The sequence below is a fragment of the Lysinibacillus sp. FSL K6-4013 genome, assembly GCF_038630435.1.
GTDB lineage: Bacteria > Bacillota > Bacilli > Bacillales_A > Planococcaceae > Lysinibacillus > Lysinibacillus boronitolerans.
Genome location: NZ_CP152031.1, coordinates 957953 through 978588 on the forward strand (window position 1 = coordinate 957953; position 20636 = coordinate 978588).

Annotated in this window: 18 protein-coding genes; 11 read left to right on the forward strand and 7 right to left on the reverse strand. The window is 37.7% G+C overall.

What is annotated here, in order from left to right; all coding sequences use genetic code 11:
* Positions 1–3 precede the first annotated feature (3 nt).
* Positions 4–1104 (forward strand): 2-aminoethylphosphonate--pyruvate transaminase, encoded by a 1101-nt coding sequence (phnW, locus tag MHB39_RS04485; RefSeq protein ID WP_016995003.1) that lies wholly within the window; start codon positions 4–6, stop codon positions 1102–1104.
* The gene (phnX, locus tag MHB39_RS04490; RefSeq protein WP_342545933.1) at positions 1094–1906 is read left to right on the forward strand and encodes a phosphonoacetaldehyde hydrolase; all 813 of its coding nucleotides are present in this window, start codon (positions 1094–1096) and stop codon (positions 1904–1906) included. The genes phnW and phnX overlap by 11 nt, the downstream gene beginning before the upstream one ends.
* Positions 1907–1947: 41 nt before the next feature.
* On the opposite strand, the gene def is transcribed toward phnX, so the two are convergent.
* On the reverse strand, positions 1948–2505 hold the full coding sequence (gene def / locus MHB39_RS04495) for a peptide deformylase (protein ID WP_016995004.1): 558 nt from the start codon (positions 2503–2505) through the stop codon (positions 1948–1950).
* Positions 2506–2898: 393 nt separating this feature from the next.
* On the opposite strand from def, the gene pdhA reads away from it, so the two are divergent.
* The 5 genes from pdhA (at position 2899) to MHB39_RS04520 (ending at position 9076) form a co-directional block, all read left to right on the forward strand.
* Positions 2899–4014, forward strand: a complete 1116-nt coding sequence (pdhA, locus tag MHB39_RS04500; RefSeq protein ID WP_258859607.1) for a pyruvate dehydrogenase (acetyl-transferring) E1 component subunit alpha — start codon at positions 2899–2901, stop codon at positions 4012–4014.
* A gap of 3 nt (positions 4015–4017) precedes the next feature.
* On the forward strand, positions 4018–4995 hold the full coding sequence (locus MHB39_RS04505; RefSeq protein WP_004224734.1) for an alpha-ketoacid dehydrogenase subunit beta: 978 nt from the start codon (positions 4018–4020) through the stop codon (positions 4993–4995).
* Positions 4996–5042: 47 nt separating this feature from the next.
* Complete coding sequence (locus MHB39_RS04510; protein WP_258859606.1) at positions 5043–6392, forward strand: dihydrolipoamide acetyltransferase family protein; 1350 nt, start codon at positions 5043–5045, stop codon at positions 6390–6392.
* A gap of 5 nt (positions 6393–6397) precedes the next feature.
* On the forward strand, positions 6398–7813 hold the full coding sequence (gene lpdA, locus MHB39_RS04515) for a dihydrolipoyl dehydrogenase (RefSeq protein WP_004224738.1): 1416 nt from the start codon (positions 6398–6400) through the stop codon (positions 7811–7813).
* Between the two features lie 480 nt (positions 7814–8293).
* Complete coding sequence (locus tag MHB39_RS04520) at positions 8294–9076, forward strand: SDR family oxidoreductase (RefSeq protein WP_016995007.1); 783 nt, start codon at positions 8294–8296, stop codon at positions 9074–9076.
* A 53-nt stretch (positions 9077–9129) separates the two neighbouring features.
* On the opposite strand, the gene MHB39_RS04525 is transcribed toward MHB39_RS04520, so the two are convergent.
* From MHB39_RS04525 to MHB39_RS04545, 5 genes are all read right to left on the reverse strand, one after another.
* The gene (locus MHB39_RS04525) at positions 9130–10656 is read right to left on the reverse strand and encodes a tripartite tricarboxylate transporter permease (protein ID WP_036077051.1); all 1527 of its coding nucleotides are present in this window, start codon (positions 10654–10656) and stop codon (positions 9130–9132) included.
* 17 nt (positions 10657–10673) lie between these two features.
* Positions 10674–11150 carry a tripartite tricarboxylate transporter TctB family protein gene (locus MHB39_RS04530; RefSeq protein ID WP_036077053.1) on the reverse strand — a complete coding sequence of 159 codons (477 nt, stop codon included), beginning with the start codon at positions 11148–11150 and terminating at the stop codon, positions 10674–10676.
* A 95-nt stretch (positions 11151–11245) separates the two neighbouring features.
* Positions 11246–12265, reverse strand: a complete 1020-nt coding sequence (locus MHB39_RS04535; RefSeq protein WP_312125570.1) for a tripartite tricarboxylate transporter substrate-binding protein — start codon at positions 12263–12265, stop codon at positions 11246–11248.
* 125 nt (positions 12266–12390) lie between these two features.
* Positions 12391–13077 (reverse strand): response regulator, encoded by a 687-nt coding sequence (locus MHB39_RS04540; protein WP_342545934.1) that lies wholly within the window; start codon positions 13075–13077, stop codon positions 12391–12393.
* A complete protein-coding gene (locus tag MHB39_RS04545; protein ID WP_244905052.1) occupies positions 13070–14716 on the reverse strand; it encodes a sensor histidine kinase in 1647 nt (548 codons plus the stop codon). The genes MHB39_RS04540 and MHB39_RS04545 overlap by 8 nt, the downstream gene beginning before the upstream one ends.
* Before the next feature lie 334 nt (positions 14717–15050).
* On the opposite strand from MHB39_RS04545, the gene MHB39_RS04550 reads away from it, so the two are divergent.
* The 3 genes from MHB39_RS04550 to MHB39_RS04560 all read left to right on the forward strand — a co-directional run bounded on the left by MHB39_RS04550 (position 15051) and on the right by MHB39_RS04560 (position 17977).
* The gene (locus MHB39_RS04550) at positions 15051–15497 is read left to right on the forward strand and encodes a CidA/LrgA family protein (RefSeq protein WP_036077057.1); all 447 of its coding nucleotides are present in this window, start codon (positions 15051–15053) and stop codon (positions 15495–15497) included.
* A complete protein-coding gene (locus MHB39_RS04555) occupies positions 15490–16167 on the forward strand; it encodes an LrgB family protein (RefSeq protein WP_036077059.1) in 678 nt (225 codons plus the stop codon). Before MHB39_RS04550 ends, MHB39_RS04555 begins: the two co-directional genes overlap by 8 nt.
* Before the next feature lie 236 nt (positions 16168–16403).
* Positions 16404–17977 (forward strand): IS3 family transposase gene (locus MHB39_RS04560; RefSeq protein WP_342544679.1). Its coding sequence is split into 2 segments (ribosomal slippage): positions 16404–17046 and positions 17046–17977, totalling 1575 coding nucleotides; the frame shifts between segments, so codons are not numbered across the junction.
* A gap of 70 nt (positions 17978–18047) precedes the next feature.
* On the opposite strand, the gene MHB39_RS04565 is transcribed toward MHB39_RS04560, so the two are convergent.
* A complete protein-coding gene (locus MHB39_RS04565; RefSeq protein ID WP_016992872.1) occupies positions 18048–19517 on the reverse strand; it encodes an aminotransferase class I/II-fold pyridoxal phosphate-dependent enzyme in 1470 nt (489 codons plus the stop codon).
* Between the two features lie 145 nt (positions 19518–19662).
* Between MHB39_RS04565 and MHB39_RS04570 the strand changes: the two genes are divergently transcribed.
* Entirely contained in the window at positions 19663–20622 is a 960-nt protein-coding gene (locus MHB39_RS04570) for a nitronate monooxygenase family protein (RefSeq protein ID WP_312127325.1), read from the forward strand.
* Positions 20623–20636 lie beyond the last annotated feature (14 nt).

Here is a 20636-nt window from a genome sequence, read left to right on the forward strand (position 1 = left end):
CAGATGAGTAACTATAAATTATTGACGCCAGGTCCATTGACAACAACTGAAGCGGTGAAACGAGAAATGTTAAAAGATCGTTGTACTTGGGATGACGATTATAAAAATGTGACACAAGTAATTCGTAAGCAGCTCTTAAAATTAGCACAAGTTGATGAGCCTGATTACACTACGGTACTGATGCAAGGAAGTGGGAGCTTTGTCGTAGAGTCTGTACTAACAACAGCAATTGGTGAGAATGATAAAGTGCTGATACTTACAAATGGTGCTTATGGTGAAAGAATTGTTGAAATGGCCAAAGTCTTAAAGTTGCAGCATATTGTTTATAGTGTTCCTTATGATGAACAGCCATCCTCATTAGAAGTTCAAGCCTTCCTTGAAAGAGATGCAAGTATTACCCATATAGCTATCGTACATTGTGAGACGACTACTGGTATTTTAAATCCAATTAAAGAAATTGGAGAAGTTGTTCATTCCTTCGACAAAACATTTATTGTGGATGCCATGAGTAGCTTTGGAGGCGTACCAATGGATTTATCAAGCTTGCATATTGATTTTTGCATTAGTAGTGCCAATAAATGTATTCAAGGTGTTCCAGGGTTTGGATTTGTTATTGCGAATACAAGAGCTCTAGAAAAATGTAAGGGACAAGCTCGAAGTGTTGCATTAGATTTGTATAATCAATGGGAGGTGATGAAGCAAGACGGGAAATGGCGTTTCACTTCACCTACACATGTAGTGGCTGCTTTTGCGAAGGCACTTGAAGAATTAATTGAAGAAGGTGGCATTCATGCTCGCTATAAGCGCTATGCGTATAATAATCATCTACTTCGCTCTCGCTTATCAGAGCTAGGATTGAAAGCGTATATTTCGGAGGAGCTTCAATCACCAATTATCACAACATTTTTATTCCCGCATAAAGAGTTTTCTTTTGAGCATTTTTATCAAGAAATGAAAAAGGCAGGTTTCGTTATCTATCCAGGTAAGCTTACGGATGTCGATACATTCCGTGTTGGCAATATTGGTGATATTCATGAGGATGATATGCTTGCATTATGTGAGGTTATTGAAAATTATATGGTGGTGAAAAACAATGAAAATTGAGACGGTAATTTTGGACTGGGCAGGCACAGCAGTTGACTTTGGTTGCTTTGCCCCTGTAAAAGTTTTTTTAACAATTTTTGAGGACGCTGGTGTTACAGTTACACTAGAAGAGGCTCGTAAACCAATGGGTATGCTGAAAATTGATCATATCCGCACCATGCTAGAAATGCCAAGAATTAAAGAAGAATGGCACCGTGTACATGGACAACCCTTTACGGAAGAAGACGTGCATGTATTGTATAGTCATTTCGAAACAAAATTAATGGAGTCTTTAGCGACTTATACAGATCCTATCCAGCATGTGAAAACAACAGTACAGCAATTAAGAAAAGCAGGTATTCATATAGGCTCTACAACTGGCTACACAACTGCAATGATGGAAGTAGTGGCAAAGCATGCGGCTGACAAGGGCTATCAACCTGATTTTCTCGTAACACCTACACAGGTAGGCGATAAAGGGCGACCATATCCATATATGATTTTTAAAAATATGGAGGCGTTAGGATCGCAAGCGACGAAGCAAGTTGTCAAGGTTGGCGATACAACATCTGATATAAAAGAAGCCTTGAATGCAGGTGTTTGGGCTGTTGGCGTAATTATTGGAAGCTCGGAAATGGGCCTTTCCGAAGAAGAATTCCGTTCTCTATCTTCAGAAGAGCAGCAACAAATCATAACGAAAACAAAATGTATTTTTGAAGAAACTGGCGCTCACTATACAATTGAAACAATGGAGGAGTTGCCAGCGTTAATTGAGACGATCAATGCTCGTTTAAATGTGGATAGACAATTAGAATATAAATAAAAAACAACCTCGGCAGATAGTACTAACTGCCGAGGTTGTTTTTAGTCGCGCTCATATGGGATTGAATCTGGTATTTCCGCAAACGGATTCTTTTCATTGATGCGGTCATAAAACATAACGCCGTTTAGATGATCTAATTCATGCTGAAAGGCAATAGCTGGCAAGCCCTTAAGGCGCATTTTTTTCTCTTCACCATCAATTGTTTTAAATTTTACTGTGATGCGTGCATGGCGAGGTACATACCCAGGAATATTACGATCAACAGAAAGACATCCTTCTCCTGCTGATAGGTATGTGTTTTCAACAGAGTGGCTAACGATCTTTGGATTAATGGCTACAAAGCTTAATTGTTCACCAGCCTCATCTTTTAAATGAAGGGCAAACATACGCTGTAAGCTATTTACCTGATTAGCAGCCAAACCAATTCCACTACGTAAATTGTATTTTTCTGCCACTTCAGGGTCTTGGCTGTTGATTAAATATTGAAGCATATCCTCAGCAAGCTTTCTTGTTTCATCAGTTAAAGGGAATTTAACTTCCTCTGCTTTTGTGCGTAAAGTCGGATGACCTTCGCGGATAATATCATCCATTAAAATCATATAGTAATCTTCCTTTCAACTTTGTAGTGCTTATTAATAAGTATACATCACGTTTTCGTACAATCCCATGAAAAAAGACCTTATTTGAATATACTCAAAAAATTTTTCTAATGCTATTAGATTTTCGAGAATGGGGTATTCTACTAGGGGAAAACCTATTGGAAAACGTAACAGTTGTATGGTGTGAGCAAGGTGTTGTAATACAGAATTTGAATATTAGTAATACAGTATAGGACAGCGGCGTTTGATTGTTATTCTAGAAAAAATCTTTGTATATAGCAGTAATAGATGATTGACCGACAGTATTTTATTCAGTATACTGAGTGTCAAGAATAAGTTGTACTAGTTAAAAAGGTGATTTATTTTAATACAGCTGAAAGGGAGATGTGACAAATGAGCAAGAAAAACAATAATATTTTTGATGCTAAACAAACGCTAACTGAAATCGAAGATAAGTTTGAAATGTTTCAAATTTTGAATGAAGAAGGCGAAATTATAAATAAAGAGGCGGATCCGAAATTATCAGATGAGGAACTTGTTGAGTTAATGACGCGTATGGTTTACACACGTATTTTAGATCAACGTTCAATCTCATTAAATCGTCAAGGCCGTTTAGGCTTCTATGCACCGACTGCTGGTCAAGAAGCTTCACAACTTGCTTCTCACTTTGCATTAGAACAAGAAGATTGGATTTTACCAGGTTATCGTGATGTACCGCAAATTGTATGGCATGGCTTACCTCTTGAAAAAGCATTTTTATTCTCACGTGGTCACTTCATTGGGAACCAGGTTCCTGAAGGTGTAAACGTTTTAGCTCCACAAATTATTATCGGTGCACAGTATATTCAAGCTGCTGGGGTGGCACTTGGTATTAAAAAACGTGGGAAAAAAGCTGTTGCAGTAACTTATACAGGTGACGGTGGATCTTCTCAAGGGGACTTCTATGAAGGCATTAACTTTGCAGGTGCATTTAAATCTCCAGCAATCTTCATCGTACAAAATAACCAATATGCAATCTCAACACCTCGTGAATTGCAAACAGCTGCTAAAACAATTGCACAAAAAGGTGTAGCAGCAGGTTTACCAAGTATTTTAGTAGATGGAATGGATGCGCTTGCAGTTTATGTAGCAACTCGTGATGCTCGTGAGCGCGCGGTTAATGGTGAAGGCCCAACATTAATTGAAACAATGTGTTACCGTTATGGTCCTCATACAATGGCTGGGGATGACCCAACTCGTTACCGTACTTCTGATACAGATAATGAATGGGCTCAAAAAGATCCTCTAGTTCGCTTCCGTAAATACCTAGAAGCAAAAGGTATATGGGATGAGAAAAAAGAAGAAGCAGTTATTGAGCGAGCAAAAGAAGAAATTAAAGAAGCAATCAAAAAAGCAGATGCTGCTCCAAAACAAAAAGTAACAGAGTTAATGGAAAATATGTATAAAGGCGAAATGCCATCTAATCTAAAAGAACAGTATGAAATCTATAAAGAGAAGGAGTCGAAATAACCTATGGCACAAATGACGATGATTCAAGCAATTACAGATGCACTTCGCACAGAATTAAAGAATGATGAAAACGTTCTTGTATTCGGGGAAGATGTAGGTGTCAACGGTGGGGTATTCCGCGCGACAGAAGGCCTACAAAAAGAATTTGGGGTAGACCGCGTTTTTGATACACCATTAGCAGAATCAGGTATTGGTGGCTTAGCAGTTGGCCTTTCTCTTCAAGGATTCCGTCCAGTTCCTGAAATTCAATTCTTCGGATTCGTTTATGAAGTAATGGATTCAATCAGTGGCCAGCTAGCACGTATGAGCTACCGTAGTGGTGGCGTATACAATGCACCAGTAACAATCCGTTCACCATTTGGTGGTGGTGTGCATACACCTGAGATGCACTCAGATAGCTTAGAAAGCTTAATGACAGCACAACCAGGATTAACAGTTGTTGTTCCATCAACACCATATGATGCAAAAGGTTTACTTATTTCTTCTATTCGTAATGACAACCCAGTTATTTTCTTAGAGCATTTAAAACTATACCGTTCATTCCGTGAAGAAGTGCCTGAGGAAGCATACGAAATTCCACTAGGAAAAGCGGATGTAAAACGTGAAGGTACTGATTTAACAATTGTTGCTTACGGTTTAATGGTTCATGAAAGCTTAAAGGCTGCAGAAGAACTTGAAAAAGAAGGACATTCTGTAGAAGTAATCGACTTACGTACAATTCAACCAATCGATGTTGAAACTATTATTGCATCAGTTGAAAAAACAGGTCGTGCAATCGTTGTCCAAGAAGCTCAAAAACAAGCAGGGATCGCTGCAAACGTAGTAGCAGAAATTACAGAGCGTGCAATTTTAAGCTTAGAGGCTCCTGTTCTTCGTGTGGCTGCACCAGATACTGTGTACCCATTCCCACAAGCTGAAGGTGTTTGGTTACCAAACTACAAAGATGTAATGGAAACAGCGAAAAAAGTTTTAACATTCTAATAAAGCTTCTAAACTTGAACAACAGTAAATAGAAAGGATGGGTACACATGGCATTTGAATTCAGATTACCGGATATTGGCGAGGGTATTCACGAAGGCGAGATTGTGAAATGGTTCGTTAAAGCTGGAGATACAGTAAAAGAAGACGATATTCTTTGTGAAGTACAAAATGATAAAGCGGTAGTAGAAATCCCTTCACCAGTTGAAGGAACAGTAGAGGAAGTTTTAGTAGGAGAAGGAACAGTTGCCGTTGTTGGTGATGTTTTAATCCGATTTGACGCACCTGGCTATGAAGACTTAAAGCTAAAAGGTGACGATCATGCTGAAGCAAAAACAGAGGCACAAGTTCAAGCAACTGCTGAATCTGGTCAGAACGTAGAGAAAGCTCCTGCTAAAGAGGAAAAGGCACCAGAAAACGCTCCTGAAAAAGCTACAGAAAAAGTGGAGACAGTAGTTGATGAAACTAAACGTGTGATTGCGATGCCTTCTGTACGTAAATTTGCCCGTGATAACGATGTAAATATCCGTGAAGTGAAGGGTACAGGCAAAAACGGTCGAATCCTTAAAGAAGATATTGAAAACTTCTTAAAAGGTGGCGGCACTGTAGAGGCCGATACTGCAACTATCGAAGCATCAGAAGAAACAGTTCAACAAGAAACGTCTGCACCAGCAGCACCAGTAGTTCTTGAAGGGGATTTCCCAGAGACTCGTGAGAAAATGTCAGGTATTCGAAAAGCGATTGCAAAAGCAATGGTACACTCGAAACAAACGGCTCCTCATGTTACACTAATGGATGAAGTCGATGTAACAGCTCTTGTAGCACATCGTAAAAAATTCAAAGATATCGCTGCTGAAAAAGGTGTTAAATTAACATACTTACCATATGTAGTGAAAGCACTTATTTCAACTTTACGCGAGTTCCCAGAATTTAATCGCTCTTTAGATGATGCAACACAAGAAATTATCCAAAAGCATTACTATAACATTGGTATTGCAGCAGATACTGAAAGAGGCTTACTAGTACCAGTTATTAAGCATGCAGATCGTAAATCTGTATTTGCAGTGTCTAATGAAATCAATGAATTAGCGACGAAAGCCCGTGAAGGGAAGCTAGCACCACATGAAATGAAAGGTGCTTCCATGTCCATTACGAATATCGGCTCTGCAGGAGGACAATGGTTCACACCAGTAATTAACCATCCTGAAGTAGCAATTCTAGGTATTGGTCGAATTTCAGAAAAACCTGTAATAAAAAATGGTGAAATTGTAGCCGCACCTGTGTTAGCATTATCATTGAGCTTTGATCATCGTATGATCGATGGAGCCACTGCGCAAAATGCTTTAAATCACTTAAAGCGTTTGTTAAGTGAGCCAGAATTATTATTAATGGAGGCGTAACAAAAATGGTAGTAGGAGATTTCCCAATCGAAACAGATACTCTTGTCATTGGTTCAGGTCCTGGAGGATATGTAGCAGCAATTCGTGCAGCTCAAACTGGCCAAAAAGTAACAATCGTTGAAAAAAATGTACTTGGTGGTGTGTGCTTAAACGTAGGTTGTATCCCATCAAAAGCATTAATTTCAGTAGGTCACCGTTTTGAGCAAGCTAAACATTCAGATGACATGGGAATCATCGCTTCTGATGTGAAATTAGACTTCTCAAAAGCACAAGCATTTAAAGACAGCGTTGTTAAAAAATTAACTGGCGGTGTTGAAGGCTTACTTAAAGGGAACAAAGTTGAAATTGTACAAGGTGAAGCTTATTTCGTTGACGCTCATTCAGTGCGTATCATCAATGGTGAATCTGCTCAAACTTACACATTTAACAATGTCATTATTGCAACAGGTTCTCGTCCAGTTGAAATTCCAACATTCAAATTCACTGATCGCGTATTAAATTCTACTGGTGCACTTTCTTTACAGGAAGTTCCTGGTAAATTAGTTGTTATCGGTGGCGGTTATATTGGTACAGAGTTAGGATCTGCTTACGCAAACCTTGGCTCTCAAGTAACAATTATTGAAGGCGGAAAAGATATTTTAGCTGGCTTCGAAAAACAAATGACACAAATCGTGAAAAAAGGCCTTAAAAAGAAAGGCGTTGAAATTGAAGTTAACGCATCTGCAAAAGGCGTAGAAGAAACTGAAAACGGCGTTGTAGTAACTTATGAAGTTGGCGGAGAAGAGAAAAAAGTTGAAGCTGATTATGTATTAGTAACTGTAGGTCGTCGTCCAAATACAGATGAAATGGGCCTTGCTGAAATCGGAGTTGAATTCGGTGAACGTGGTCTAATCAATGTTGACAAACAATGTCGTACAAATATTCCAAACATCTATGCAATTGGTGATATCGTTGCAGGTCCTCAACTTGCACATAAAGCATCTTACGAAGGTAAAGTTGCTGCTGAAGCAATTGCTGGTGAAAAATCAGTAGTTGATTATCTTGCTGTACCTGCTGTATGTTTCACAGATCCAGAAATGGCGACAGTTGGTTACAACGAAGAACAAGCAAAAGCAGAAGGCATCGAATACACTGCAGCGAAATTCCCATTCGCAGCAAATGGTCGTGCTCTTGCATTAAACCAATCAGAAGGTTTCGTGAAGCTTGTTGCTCGTAAAGAAGATGGCTTATTAATTGGTGCTCAAATCGTAGGTGCTGGTGCATCTGATATGATCGCTGAAATGGGCTTAGCGATTGAAGGCGGCATGACTGCTGAGGATATTGCATTAACAATTCACGCTCACCCAACATTAGGTGAAATTACAATGGAAACTGCTGAAGTATTACTTGGCAACCCAATCCACATTGTAGCAAAAAAATAATTTGAATAAAGGAGTGTAGATAAAGCGGATGGATCATTCGCTTAACTACACTCCTTTTTTTATTAGCTCTGGTTCAATTATTTACACGTATTGTCCTAATCATACCTTTTTATAGCTGATCGGGTTTTGATGACTGCAAAGGATAAGGATGTTGTATAGGGTACTGTACATGAAATAATGTCAGAGGAGAGAATACAGTCGCTTTTTGGTATAGAGCTAAAAAATACTATATGAGGATGAAAACGATTAGTAGAAACGATGGTGCCTCGTGCATTAGGTGCAGAAAAATAAGAACGAAATAATAGTTAGCATGTAGTTAGAAAACACAATGATAAGTAAAAAGTAGCTCCTTATGGAAAATATTCCGTAACACTATTGCCATCAAATATTAATTCTATCATTTACAAGTTCCTTTGATTATTCTGAATAATCGATAAATGCTATAATGATAGCATTGTAGAAAGTAAGGAGGATTTAATAATGGAGCTTAATTTAACAGGGAAAGTAGCAATTATAACAGGATCGAGTAAAGGGATTGGCTATTATACAGCCATGCAGCTTGTTAAAGAGGGTGCAAAGGTTGTACTTTGCGCTCGTGGTGAAAAACAACTACAAGTGGCTGCTGGATGCATAAAAAATGAAACAGGCGTAGATGTTTTAATTGTTCCAACTGACATTACAAAAGAAAAAGATTGTAAATATCTAATCGAGCGTACTGTAGAACATTATGGACGTGTTGATATTCTTATTAATAATGCAGGTACAGCTTCAGCGAATCCCTTTGAAACGGTGAGTAGTGAGCTGTGGCAGGCAGATTTAGATCTAAAGGTATTTGGAGCTATTCATTGTTCAAAATATGCAGCTCCATATATGCGTAAGGCTGGGGGCGGTGCAATCGTTAATGTGACAGCGGTGATGGCGAAAACGCCACCTGCAAGCTCACTTCCTACTACTGTAAGTCGTGCTGCCGGTCTTGCCTTGACAAAAGCGATGAGCAAGGATTTAGGGAAGAATAATATTCGAGTAAACTCTGTATGTATAGGACTGATTCGTAGTGATCAAATCGAAAAGAAATGGAAAAAGGAAGAACCCAATTTATCGTGGGAAGAATATTCTCGTAAAGTGGGGCAAGCAATTCCGCTTGGTCGTGTAGGTGATACGCAAGAAGCAGCAAACGTTATCACTTTTTTAGTATCTGATGCGGCAAGCTATGTTACAGGAACAGCTATTAATATTGATGGCGGCTCTGGTCACGCATTATAGGGAAAAATAAAAATCCACTATATGGAAATTATGTATAGTGGATTTTATATATTTTAACCTTCTTCGTTAATAAGAACATTTTTTCCACGCATTTTCATGAACAGTGGTATAAGTAACCAAGAAATCGCTACTACTAAAAATGTGAGAGATAAAGGCTTTGATACAAAAATAGAAAAATCTCCATTAGAGATAGTTAATGCACGGCGCATATTATTTTCAATCATCGGCCCTAGTACAAGTGCAAGGACTAATGGTGCTACTGGATAATCATTTTTAGCAAATAAATAACCAAGTACACCACAAGCTAGTAATAGATACAAATCAAAAGTAGCGAATTGTACAGCATAAACACCAAAAATTGAAATGGCGATAATAATTGGCAATAAATATTTTTTAGGTGTTTCGATGATTTTTGCAAAAATACGGACCAATGGCATGTTTAATGCTAATAACATTAAATTCCCAATAAACATACTAGCAATCAATCCCCAAGCAACTTGAGGATGCTCTTCGAATAATAGGGGACCTGGCTGGATATTGTACATAATAAGTGCACCCATTAAAATAGCTGTAGTACCTGAACCAGGAATTCCTAATGTTAGCAATGGAATCATTGCACCGCCTGATGCCGCATTGTTAGCTGATTCAGGTCCAGCTACACCAGCAATATGGCCTTTTCCGAATTGCTCAGGTGTTTTACTGAATTTTTTTTCGGTAATATAAGAAAAGAATGAGGCAAGGGTTGCGCCCGCGCCAGGCAATACACCAATGAAAAAACCTAATAATGAGCCACGGGCAATCGGAACAGCACTATCTTTTAAATCTTGCTTTGTTGGTAATACACGATTAATTTTTGCTATTTGACCATCTTCTTCGTCTTTTTCAAGAATCGTTTTAAACACTTCACCTAACGCAAATAAACCAACAGCAATCGTTAAAAATTCAATACCAGAGAATAGCATCGGCTGACCAAATGTAAAACGTTCGATACCGGATACTGCATCGATACCTACTGTGCCGAGCATAAGTCCTAAGGCAGTCATAATTAAAGCTTTTGTTATAGAGCGTCCTGCAAGTCCACTTACTGCCGCCAGCCCTAGTAACATTAACGAAAAGTATTCTGCTGGTCCGAATTTTAATGCTAATTTTGAAAGGGGGTTCGCTAATAATATCAGACCTAGTAACGCTACTACCCCAGCACAAAATGAACCGATGGCTGCGATAGAAAGAGCACTTCCAGCACGGCCTTGCTTCGCCATTTGATAGCCATCCAATGTTGTGACAACGGATGAGGATTCACCAGGCGTATTTAACAAAATAGAAGTAGTTGAGCCACCATACATGGCTCCATAATATACTCCTGCAAGTAAAATAATTGAGCTTGTAGCTGCCGCTTCCGTTGGTAAGCCAGCTGTAATGGTTGCTGTAACAGGGATTAATAAAGCAACACCACTCATGGGACCGATCCCCGGAAGTACACCAACTGCTGTTCCAATTATAACACCAACAAGAGCGAATAGAAGATTTTGCCATTGGAAGGCAATAGCAAATCCATCAACTAAAAATTGCAATGTTGACATATGTTCACTCCTTTATACTAAAAAGTCGGAAAACTAGGCAGAGACCCTCCTAGTAAACCTGTAAATACATAATAGACACCCAGTGAAAAACCAGCTGCAATAATGATTGAATAGATCAGTTTAGATCGTTCCATCATTTGGAAACTGATGCATAAAAATAAAAATGTAGTAATCATATATCCTATTTTTTCAAGGAAAAATACATACGCAAGAGCGCTACCTAAAATAATTAAGAACTTTTTGAGCTCTGTTGAAGATATTTTAGAAGAAGTAGTTGGTCCTCCTGTGATTCGCTCTTTCACAGCATTTTTCCACGATTCATAAAATAATTGAAGACTTAATAAACCTAAAATAATGCCTAAACAGAGTGGAAATATTTTAGGACCGACAGTAGATCCATAAGCACTATCAGAAATTTGTGTTGCTTGAAAGACAAATAAAATACTTAGTGTGAGTAAGATAATGCTAAATACTTTATCAAATGTGTGGTTCAATCGTTTTCACCTCCATAGAGAATAATAGAAGGTTACACAAGTAGTTCTATATTTCTTTGAAATACTTGTGTCCCTTTTCTTGACAAATATTATTCCTATTTTTGCATACCAAGAGCTGTTAACAGTTCAACAATTATTTTATTTTGATTATCTAGGTAGGTTGTAAATTCTTCAGCGTTGCGGTATTCGGCTTGCCAGCCATTACGTGTTACTTCAGCTTGCCATTCTTCTGATTCAGACATTGCTTGTAATTTTTCAGACCAATAAGCAACTGCATTTTCACTCATATTTTTCGGACCAAAAATACCACGCCAGATTGTAAATTCTTCATCAATACCAGCCTCTTTAAATGTTGGAACTTCAGCTAGCTCACCCTCTAAGCGTTCAGATGAACTTACAGCTAATACACGGACATCTCCAGATTTAACATACGTAGCAATTGTAGAAGCATCTGTTGCAATCACATCAGCATTCCCTCCGAGTAAAGCTGTTACGGCCTCACCGCCCCCATCATAGGAAACATATTTGATTGTTTTTAAATCAATGCCTGATTTATAAGCTGGAATAATTCCCACTAGATGATCCATAGAGCCTGGTGCAGAGCCGCCTGCTAATGTGACATCTTTGGGCGAAGTTTTCAGTGCATTTAATACATCTTCAAGCGTTTGGAATGGAGAATCCTGTTTAACAACGATTGCACCATAGTCGCGCGTTAATTGCGCTAAAGGTGTAGTGTCTTTGTAGCCAAATTTACTATTTCCTTCAGCCTTTTCATGATTAATAAGAATAGGAGGCGATTTAACCATCAACATATAATCATTATTTACTTCCTTTGTAGCGAATGTTGCCATAAAGGCAGCCCCACCACCGCCTGGTTTGTTCTCAACTTGGATTGCCTTATCAATTAAACCTGTATCATTCATTGTTTTTGCTATTGCACGAGCTGTTAAATCCCATCCACCGCCAGCCCCAGATGGAGCAACAATAGTAATATTACTTTTCGGATAATCACTTGTTTTCTTTCCTTCTGTTGTTTCTCCATTTGATGCTGAACAGCCAACCAAACTAGTAAATAGTAAGCCAGCTACCATTATTTTTGATATTTTCCTCCACATAAAAATCCCCCTTAAAAATAAAATGGTAGCGCTATCAATCTAGCGCTACCAATACTATAACGTATATCAGAATTGTTTAAATATTGTGTTAATAATGTGGATTAATATCATTTTGTTCATAAAGTTTATTTGGAAATAAAGTATCGTCGCTCAGGACGACCAACTGTACCATAGGTGAGTTCAGTGTATGCCTGCTTTTGTGTAACTAAAAATTCTAAATAGCGGCGAGCGGTGGAACGACTAACACCGATATTTCTTCCTAATAGTTCAGCTGTACTACCATCTTCCATCGTACTTAAATAATTGATAACATGATTCATTGTTGTTGAATCAATGCCTTTCGGTAGTAGTGGTGTATCTTGAGGAATAGTTAAAGTTGCTTTTGGCCATAAATATTGAATTTTTTCTTGTGTAAATTTCTCGTTCTTTTGCAGCAATAAATGCTTGTAACGGAATTTTTCTATACTTTCTTTTAGTTGATCGAATGTAAATGGCTTTAAAATATAGTCCGTAACATTTTTCAGATAAGCTTTTTGAACAATATGTGCCTCTGTAGCTGCGGTAATTAAAATGATGCTAATTGTTGGACTTAATTCATTGATTTTATCTATTAAATCAACTCCAAGAATATCTGGTAAAAATACATCCAGTAATATAAGATGTGGTGAAAATGATTGAAGCCAGTCTATAGCTTCTTCCCCAGTGTTGGCACGCGCAATTACTGTGAAACCTTCAATTTTCTCTAAAAAACGACAATGTACGTCTGCTACCCGTACATCGTCTTCAATGACTAGCACTTCAATATCATTCATTAATGATAATCCCCCTTTTGCTAATAGATACAATGAATAGGGCACCGCCTAAATCGCCTTCTCCAAGAGCGAGTGAGCCGTTTAAATCATGGATGCTGGAAATTACTTTCCTTAATCCGTAGCCTCGGAGCTTAGTATCTTTTGTAGAAATATTTTCTGAAAATAGTACATCTAGTTTTTCTTGTGCTAAACCATTACCAGAGTCCTCGACTTCAAAGATGATTTCCTCGCCATTATCCAAGATAAAGAGTCTGACGATTCGTTGTTGCTCTTTATTTTTTTCAACCTCTTCAAAAGCATTGGTTAATAAATTACCCATAATTGAAATGATCAGACTTTTTTCGATATTTTCAGGAAAATTTTCTAAATAACTATCCTCATCAAAAATCAATTGAATCTTTAATTCACGAGCACGGTTAAAAAATCCAATAATTAAACCATTTAAAAATGGGTCTTTCACACGATTTGTAATAAATTGTGTTAGAGAGGAATGTCCTTGTACTTCTTTATGAATAATAGATAGGGCTTCTTCGGATGCATTTAATTGAATAAGGCCTGAAATTGTATAAAGGACATTTTTAAATTCATGTGTTTGGGCACGTAAGGATTCCGTGTATTGTTTTACTTGTGATAATTCGATAGCCATTTGCTCAATTTCTGATTGTAAACGGAAGCTTGCAACAGCACCGACAATTTTACCATTCACCTTCATAGGAACACGATTTACAATAATTTCATGACCGTTGATATTCATTAATTTATCTAACTGTTTTTCACCGTTCATTAACACATTAAGAAGATGTGTATTTGGTATATGTTGCTCGATATTATCACCAATGATAGTCGTATTGTTTGCAAGATTTAAGATATTGGCTGCAGCATTATTCAATGTTGTAATTTCACCTTTATCATTTACGGTAATAATAGCTTCACGAACTGATTCAATTAAAACATTTTTTTCTGTTAACAGATTTGCAATTTCATTTGGCTCCAAATTAAAAATTTGCTTTTTAATATTTCGGGACAAAAATATAGAACCGATAATACCAATACTTAGTGCAATTACCATCGTATAAAAAATATTATCCAGGTATAAAAGGTATAAGTGATCTAATTCACTTGTTAAGTAGCCAATTGACACAACACCTATAATCGAGCCATTTGTATCAAAAATAGGTGCTTTGCCTCGAATTGATTGTCCCATTGAACCATTTGCAATTGAAATATAAGATTCACCTTTTTTCAATGCCCTGTCATTATCATCACCCACCATGGATTTGCCAATACGATCAGCAAGCGGATGGGTGTAGCGTATCCCTTCTTTATCTCCTATGACCACGTAAGTCGCTTTTGCAGCATGCATGATGTCATTGCTAATTTTTTGCAGAACCTCCGATGGGTTGTCTGTGTGAAAAGCTGCTATAACATCGCCTCTACTAGCTGTTGTTTCCGCCAAATATAGCGCTCTGTTACCAATTTGTGTTTGTAATGCATCCGAAATGGTTACATAAAAAAGTAGACCAGCTAAAGTGACGATAATAAAAATTAAAAAACTACTGTAATAGGCAAAGCGAGTTTGGAGTTTTAATGTTTTAAAGAAAATCGAAAATCCCACCTTAGAAATTTTAATAGTATACAAACTAGTATCTTGTGTAATTTTCGATTATATAGAAAATTTTAAAAATTTGCTAGATAGTGATTAAAATATATAATGAAATGCTTCTAATGAGCCAAGGATGCTGAAAATAACAAGAGAAGGAAGTTATTTTAACGGTCAGTGTATAAGAGGATCACAAAACAACAATACATTTTACATATGTAAAATCGTGATTTATAAAGGGAAAAGAATTTTAATAGCGTACCATAGAAAGGGTTGGTTTTTCTGTAACTGCTCATTATTTTTCTAAAATTATAATAGACAGAAAATTCCTGCAGATGTAGAATGAACGATATAGGGGGTGAAAAGTGGCGAAATGTTGAACGAAAATTTTGCTGCGTTGTTGTTACGTGTTGTTCGGATTATTGTGCAAATTGGGATACTTACTATTTTCTATTACATGGGGGTTGGCATTGTTTCTTACTTGCATATCCCTCTTCCAGGAAGCGTCATTGGATTACTTTTATTAGCACTTTCACTCAATTTTAAAATAATTAAGGTTGAATATATACAAGACGGAGCAGGTTTTTTAATTGGCATCTTAACGTTGTTTTTCATTCCAGCAACTGTTGGTGTTATTGATTATCCAGAACTCATGTCAATCACTGGTCTGCTCATTATTTTAGCAGTTATTGCTAGTACGTTAATTTCTATTTATGTAACAGGATTACTGACACAACTTATTGAGAAAAGAGAATTGGCCAAAAAAGAAAGCTCGAAGACTACTGTGGAAGAAGGAAAGGGGGAATTAACTGTTGATTGAAGTAACTGTTGTCCTTAGTACCATCATCATGTTTATTTTATTTACAAAGCTCTATCAACGTTTTCCCCATCCTATCATGATTCCCTTGGTCACTACTACGATTGTCAGTGCAGTGATTTTACTTGTGTTTGATATTCCGTATTCAACTTATATGGAAGGTGGGGAATGGCTTCAGAAAATGCTAGGGCCAGCTGTGGTGGCACTTGCATATCCTCTCTATAATCAACGAGCAATTATTATGAAATATAAGTACTCTATTTTATCAGGACTCCTAATCGGCATGATAACAGGCTTAGTGACAATTTTTGTGTTACTAAAATGGATTGGTGTAGAACCTAGCTGGATGCTCACAGCATTACCTAAATCGTTAACAACGCCTGTTGGAATGCAGGTGAGCGAAACGATTGGTGGCATTCCTCCTTTAACCGCTGTTTTCGTCATGATTGCAGGGTTTGTAGGGGCCATTATCGGACCATTAGTCATTAAGTATGGCAAAATCGACTCTGCTGTGAGTAGAGGAGTGGCAGTAGGAAGTGCTTCACACGGGGTAGGTCTTGTGAAATTAAGAGAATATGGGGAACAGGAATTATCAGTTGGTTCCTTATCAATGGGTTTAACGGCTGTTATCGGAGCATTCTTCTGCCCTTTATTTGTTTATTTATTTTTATAGATGGTGATATGCATAAGCAATTTATCGTTATGAAAATGAAATTAAAAATACTTCTGATAATATTCTATTATATCTATTTTGTAATGAAGAGAATGTTTTTCTGCTTGTGTTCAACACGAAGGATATCTTCATTTCTGTGTTGTATAAATATAAAAGCTAGCCCTTCTTTTTGATATGCTCCCCATTAGGTAGACAGATTAAAAAATAAAATCTGTTTATCTAAGGGGAGTTTTTTCATGGCTCGAAGTAAGCATACAATTGAAGTGAAATTAAACGTTCTTCATTTATTAAATGAAGGCTATTATTCTATCAAAGAATTATGTGAAAAATTCTTAGTAACTAAGCAAACTATTCAAATTTGGAAGATTAAATATGAAGTACATGGAGTAGAGGGACTTATCGAAGCAACCTCTTGGACGAAGTATTCCAAAGAATTAAAACTAGAAGCGGTAGAAGATTATCTTAAAGAAAGGTTAACTTTACTGGAGATTCTCGCTAAATATAAGATTAGCAGTATCTCTGTTTTAAAAAAATGGGTGAAAAAGTATACTAGTCATAGTGAAATAAAAGATTCGGGTAAAGGAATGAGCCAAACTATGACTAAAGGAAGAAAGACAACGTTTGAGGAACGTATTCAAATTGTCAACTACTGTTTAAAGAGCCAGAAAAATTATCAATTAGCAGCACAAGCCTATGATGTTTCGTATCAACAGGTATATCATTGGGTGAAGAAATTTGAAGCGACTGGTGAAGAGGGATTACGTGATCATCGCGGTCGAACAAAAAATGAAGTTGAATTAACAGCCGAAGAAAAATTAAGGTTAGAAATCAAACGAATCGAGCGTGAAAATGAACATTTACGTGCTGAAAATCTATTTTTAAAAAAGTTAGAGGAAATCGAAAGGAGGAGTCACTAAGCCAAATTCGCTTACAACAACGCTATTTAGCAATTCAAGAATTACACCAAGAGGAGAAACTTGCGATTCTTTTATTATGTGAAATCGCGGGTGTTTCGCGCGCTGCTTACTATAAGTGGCTAAGTCGCAAGCCATCTAACAGAGAAGTTGAAAATGAAGCCATTTCAAAGGATATTGATCTCCTTTACCACCAAGTAGATGGCATTTACGGCTATCGTCGTATGACGTTGACAATCAATCGTCAACGAAAAGAAAATAATCAAGCGACGGTTAACGAAAAGCGTATTTATCGTTTAATGCAGGTGAGTGGATTGAAGTCCGTTATTAGGCGAAAGAGAAAGCCTTATCGTAAATCCCCAGCACATCATGTGGCGGAGAACGTATTAAATCGGGCATTTACCTCGGAAAAGCCAAATGAAAAATGGTGTACAGATGTCACAGAGTTTAAGTATGGAAACGGGAAAAAAGCTTATTTAAGTGCAATTATCGATTTATATGATGGTTCAATTGTAAGTTATGTGTTCGGTCATTCGAATAATAATTCCCTTGTTTTCAAAACAATAAAATCAGCTATTCAATCATTACAATCAGGCGAGCAGCCATTAATACATAGTGATCGAGGTTTTCAATATACATCGAAGGGATTTAAACGAATTGTGGAAACAGCCAATATGACACAAAGTATGTCCCGTGTTGGTCGATGTATTGATAACGGACCAATTGAATCATTTTGGGGCACATTGAAGTGTGAGAAGTATTATTTGCATAAGTTCGATTCATATGAAGAGTTAAAACTAGCGATTGATGATTATATTCATTTTTATAATTACTATCGTTATCAGAAACGATTAAACGGCTTGAGTCCTTTAGAATTCAGGGCTCAAGCCGCTTAATACATTTTTTATTATTTCCACTGTCTACTTGACAGGGAGCAGTTCATTTTGAAGAGCTAGCTTTTATTTTTTAGAAAATTGGCTTACGTTCTTTGATAACACGAATTGTTTTTAAAGTTGTATCTTCTGGTCCTTGAACTGGTAAACCTGCTTCAATATTCATTTGAATATAATGAATATTTTCTTGTGTAATTATTTCCCCGGGAATAAAAATAGGAATCCCAGGAGGATACACCATAATAAACTCTGCACAAATACAGTTATCTGCTTCGGCAAGAGGAACGACTTCTGTATCTGCATAAAAAGCATCACGTGGGGACATGGCAAGTGCTGGAATTTCTGGCACATTCACCAAGGCCTCTGTTATAGCTGCTTCAGAATCAAATGCTTTTGACATACGAGTTAAGGCATTTACTAAAAGGTTAATTTCCTTTTTTGTATCTCCTAAAGTCACTAAACATAAGATATTATAAAGGTCAGACAGTTCTACTTCAATATTGGCATTATACCTCAACCATTCCTCAGCTCGATGACCAGAAATACCTAAATCTTTCACACTAATCAGAAGTTTTAATGGGTCCATATCATAAGTTGCAGATGAATGTAACTTTTCCTTCCCTGCACACTTTAAATGTGGTATTTGATTAATGCGTTTACGAGCATCCTTTGCTAAACGTAATGCATCGTCAATTAAATCGTATCCATGAATGGCTAGCTGACGTCGCGCTGTGTCAAGTGAAGCAAGTAATGGATAGGATGTCGAAGTTGTTGTTAACATAGAAAATACAGCTTGTACACGTTTTGCAGAAACAAGACCTTCACGTACATTTAAAATAGACGTTTGTGTCATGGAGCCACCAAGCTTATGCACGCTTGTAGCTGCCATGTCAGCACCTGCTTCCATAGCTGAATATGGAAGGTCATCATGGAATTTTATGTGTACGCCATGCGCTTCATCTACCACTACCGGAATATTACGGTCATGAGCAATCTCAACAATGCGCTTTAAATCAGCTGTAAAGCCAAAATATGTTGGATTAATAACAAGTACTGCCTTTGTATCTGGATAAGCATTTAATGCTTTTTCCACAGCTTCAGGGGATATGCCATGAGAAATCCCATATTCGCTGTCGACTTCAGGATGAATAAAAATTGGAATGGCACCAGCGAATACAATCGCTGACATAATAGATTTATGGACATTCCGTGGTACTAGAATTTTATCACCTGGACCGACGACGGTTAGAATCATCGTCATGATGGCGCCACTAGTACCTTGAACGGAAAAGAATGTATGATCAGCACCAAAGGCTTCAGCTGCTAAGTTTTGCGCTTCTTTTATAGCACCCTTTGGTGAATGTAAATCGTCTAGTGGAGCAATATTAATTAAATCAATTGATAAAACGTTGTCGCCGACGAATTCTCGGAAAGCAGGATCCATCCCTTGCCCTTTCTTATGGCCTGGAATATGGAACTGAATGGGATGTCTGTTCCGATGTTTTAATAATACGTCGAACAATGGAGTCTCTAATTGTGACAACGCAGGTACCACCTCACTTTATAATATCTAAGAAAACAAATGAATTATAGCACCTAACGACACGAAAAAATAGGCTTTTCCTAAAAAATAAAAGGATTTTTTTCAGGATATCGAGAAAATAGTATTGAACGAAAGGGGAGGTACTATGAATTGGAATACACGTGTGACGGACCTATTACAGGTTAAATATCCAATTATTCAAGGGGGATTAGCCTATTTAGCATATGCTGATTTAGCCGCAGCTGTGTCGAATGCTGGTGGTTTAGGGCAAATAACGGCTATGAGTTTACGAGATCCTGAATTGTTACGAGCAGAGATCCATAAAGTCCGAACATTAACAAATAAACCATTTGGCGTAAATTTTGCGATTGGCATGCATGGTACAGGCTATGAGGATATGGTGCGTGTTGCAATCGAAGAAGCAGTACCGGTTGTTACAATGACGGGGGGGAATCCAGCGCCTATATTTAATTTGCTGGCAGGCACAGATATAAAAAAATTAGTCCTTGTAGCTGCTCGTAGACAAGCTCAAAAGGCTGAACAGCTTGGAGCAGATGCTGTGATGGTCGTGGGTCAAGAGGGCGGTGGTCATCTTGGTCGTGATGATGTCGGTACAATGGTTCTTGTTCCACAAGTGGTTGATAGCGTAAGTATTCCTGTCATTGCTTCTGGCGGAATTGGCGATGGACGTGGCTGGATGGCTGCTCAAGCCTTGGGAGCTGAAGGCATTGAAATGGGCACTCGCTTTATAGCAACAAGAGAGTGTGTTGATGCTTCAGAGGCTTACAAAGAGGCGCTAATTGCGAGTACTGAGGCAGATACAACCATTATTAAACGCTCAATTGGTGCACCTGCTCGTGCCTTACGCAATGATTTTACTGCAAAGATTTTGGAGATTGAGGAAAAAACGCCAACATATGAGGCATTAAAAGAATATATTAGTGGCTCAGCGAATAAACGTTTTATTTACGATGGTGACAAGGATCAGGGCTTTGGCTGGGCTGGACAAGTGACTGGAATGATTCACGATATCCCAACCGTTGAAGACCTTATTAAGCGAATGGTTGCAGAAGCTGAAAGTATACGGTTAAAATGGGGGCAATAACGTAAAGGTGGTTT

What these genes read in the sequence shown, in the direction of transcription:
- lpdA (WP_004224738.1), top strand. Translation starts at nt 6,398, where the DNA reads ATGGTAGTAGGAGATTTCCCAATCGAAACAGATACTCTTGTCATTGGT.
- MHB39_RS04505 (WP_004224734.1), top strand. Translation starts at nt 4,018, where the DNA reads ATGGCACAAATGACGATGATTCAAGCAATTACAGATGCACTTCGCACA.
- def (WP_016995004.1), bottom strand. Translation starts at nt 2,505, where the DNA reads ATGATTTTAATGGATGATATTATCCGCGAAGGTCATCCGACTTTACGC.
- pdhA (WP_258859607.1), top strand. Translation starts at nt 2,899, where the DNA reads ATGAGCAAGAAAAACAATAATATTTTTGATGCTAAACAAACGCTAACT.
- MHB39_RS04520 (WP_016995007.1), top strand. Translation starts at nt 8,294, where the DNA reads ATGGAGCTTAATTTAACAGGGAAAGTAGCAATTATAACAGGATCGAGT.
- MHB39_RS04570 (WP_312127325.1), top strand. Translation starts at nt 19,663, where the DNA reads ATGAATTGGAATACACGTGTGACGGACCTATTACAGGTTAAATATCCA.
- MHB39_RS04550 (WP_036077057.1), top strand. Translation starts at nt 15,051, where the DNA reads ATGTTGAACGAAAATTTTGCTGCGTTGTTGTTACGTGTTGTTCGGATT.
- phnW (WP_016995003.1), top strand. Translation starts at nt 4, where the DNA reads ATGAGTAACTATAAATTATTGACGCCAGGTCCATTGACAACAACTGAA.
- phnX (WP_342545933.1), top strand. Translation starts at nt 1,094, where the DNA reads ATGAAAATTGAGACGGTAATTTTGGACTGGGCAGGCACAGCAGTTGAC.
- MHB39_RS04535 (WP_312125570.1), bottom strand. Translation starts at nt 12,265, where the DNA reads ATGTGGAGGAAAATATCAAAAATAATGGTAGCTGGCTTACTATTTACT.
- MHB39_RS04525 (WP_036077051.1), bottom strand. Translation starts at nt 10,656, where the DNA reads ATGTCAACATTGCAATTTTTAGTTGATGGATTTGCTATTGCCTTCCAA.
- MHB39_RS04510 (WP_258859606.1), top strand. Translation starts at nt 5,043, where the DNA reads ATGGCATTTGAATTCAGATTACCGGATATTGGCGAGGGTATTCACGAA.
- MHB39_RS04540 (WP_342545934.1), bottom strand. Translation starts at nt 13,077, where the DNA reads ATGAATGATATTGAAGTGCTAGTCATTGAAGACGATGTACGGGTAGCA.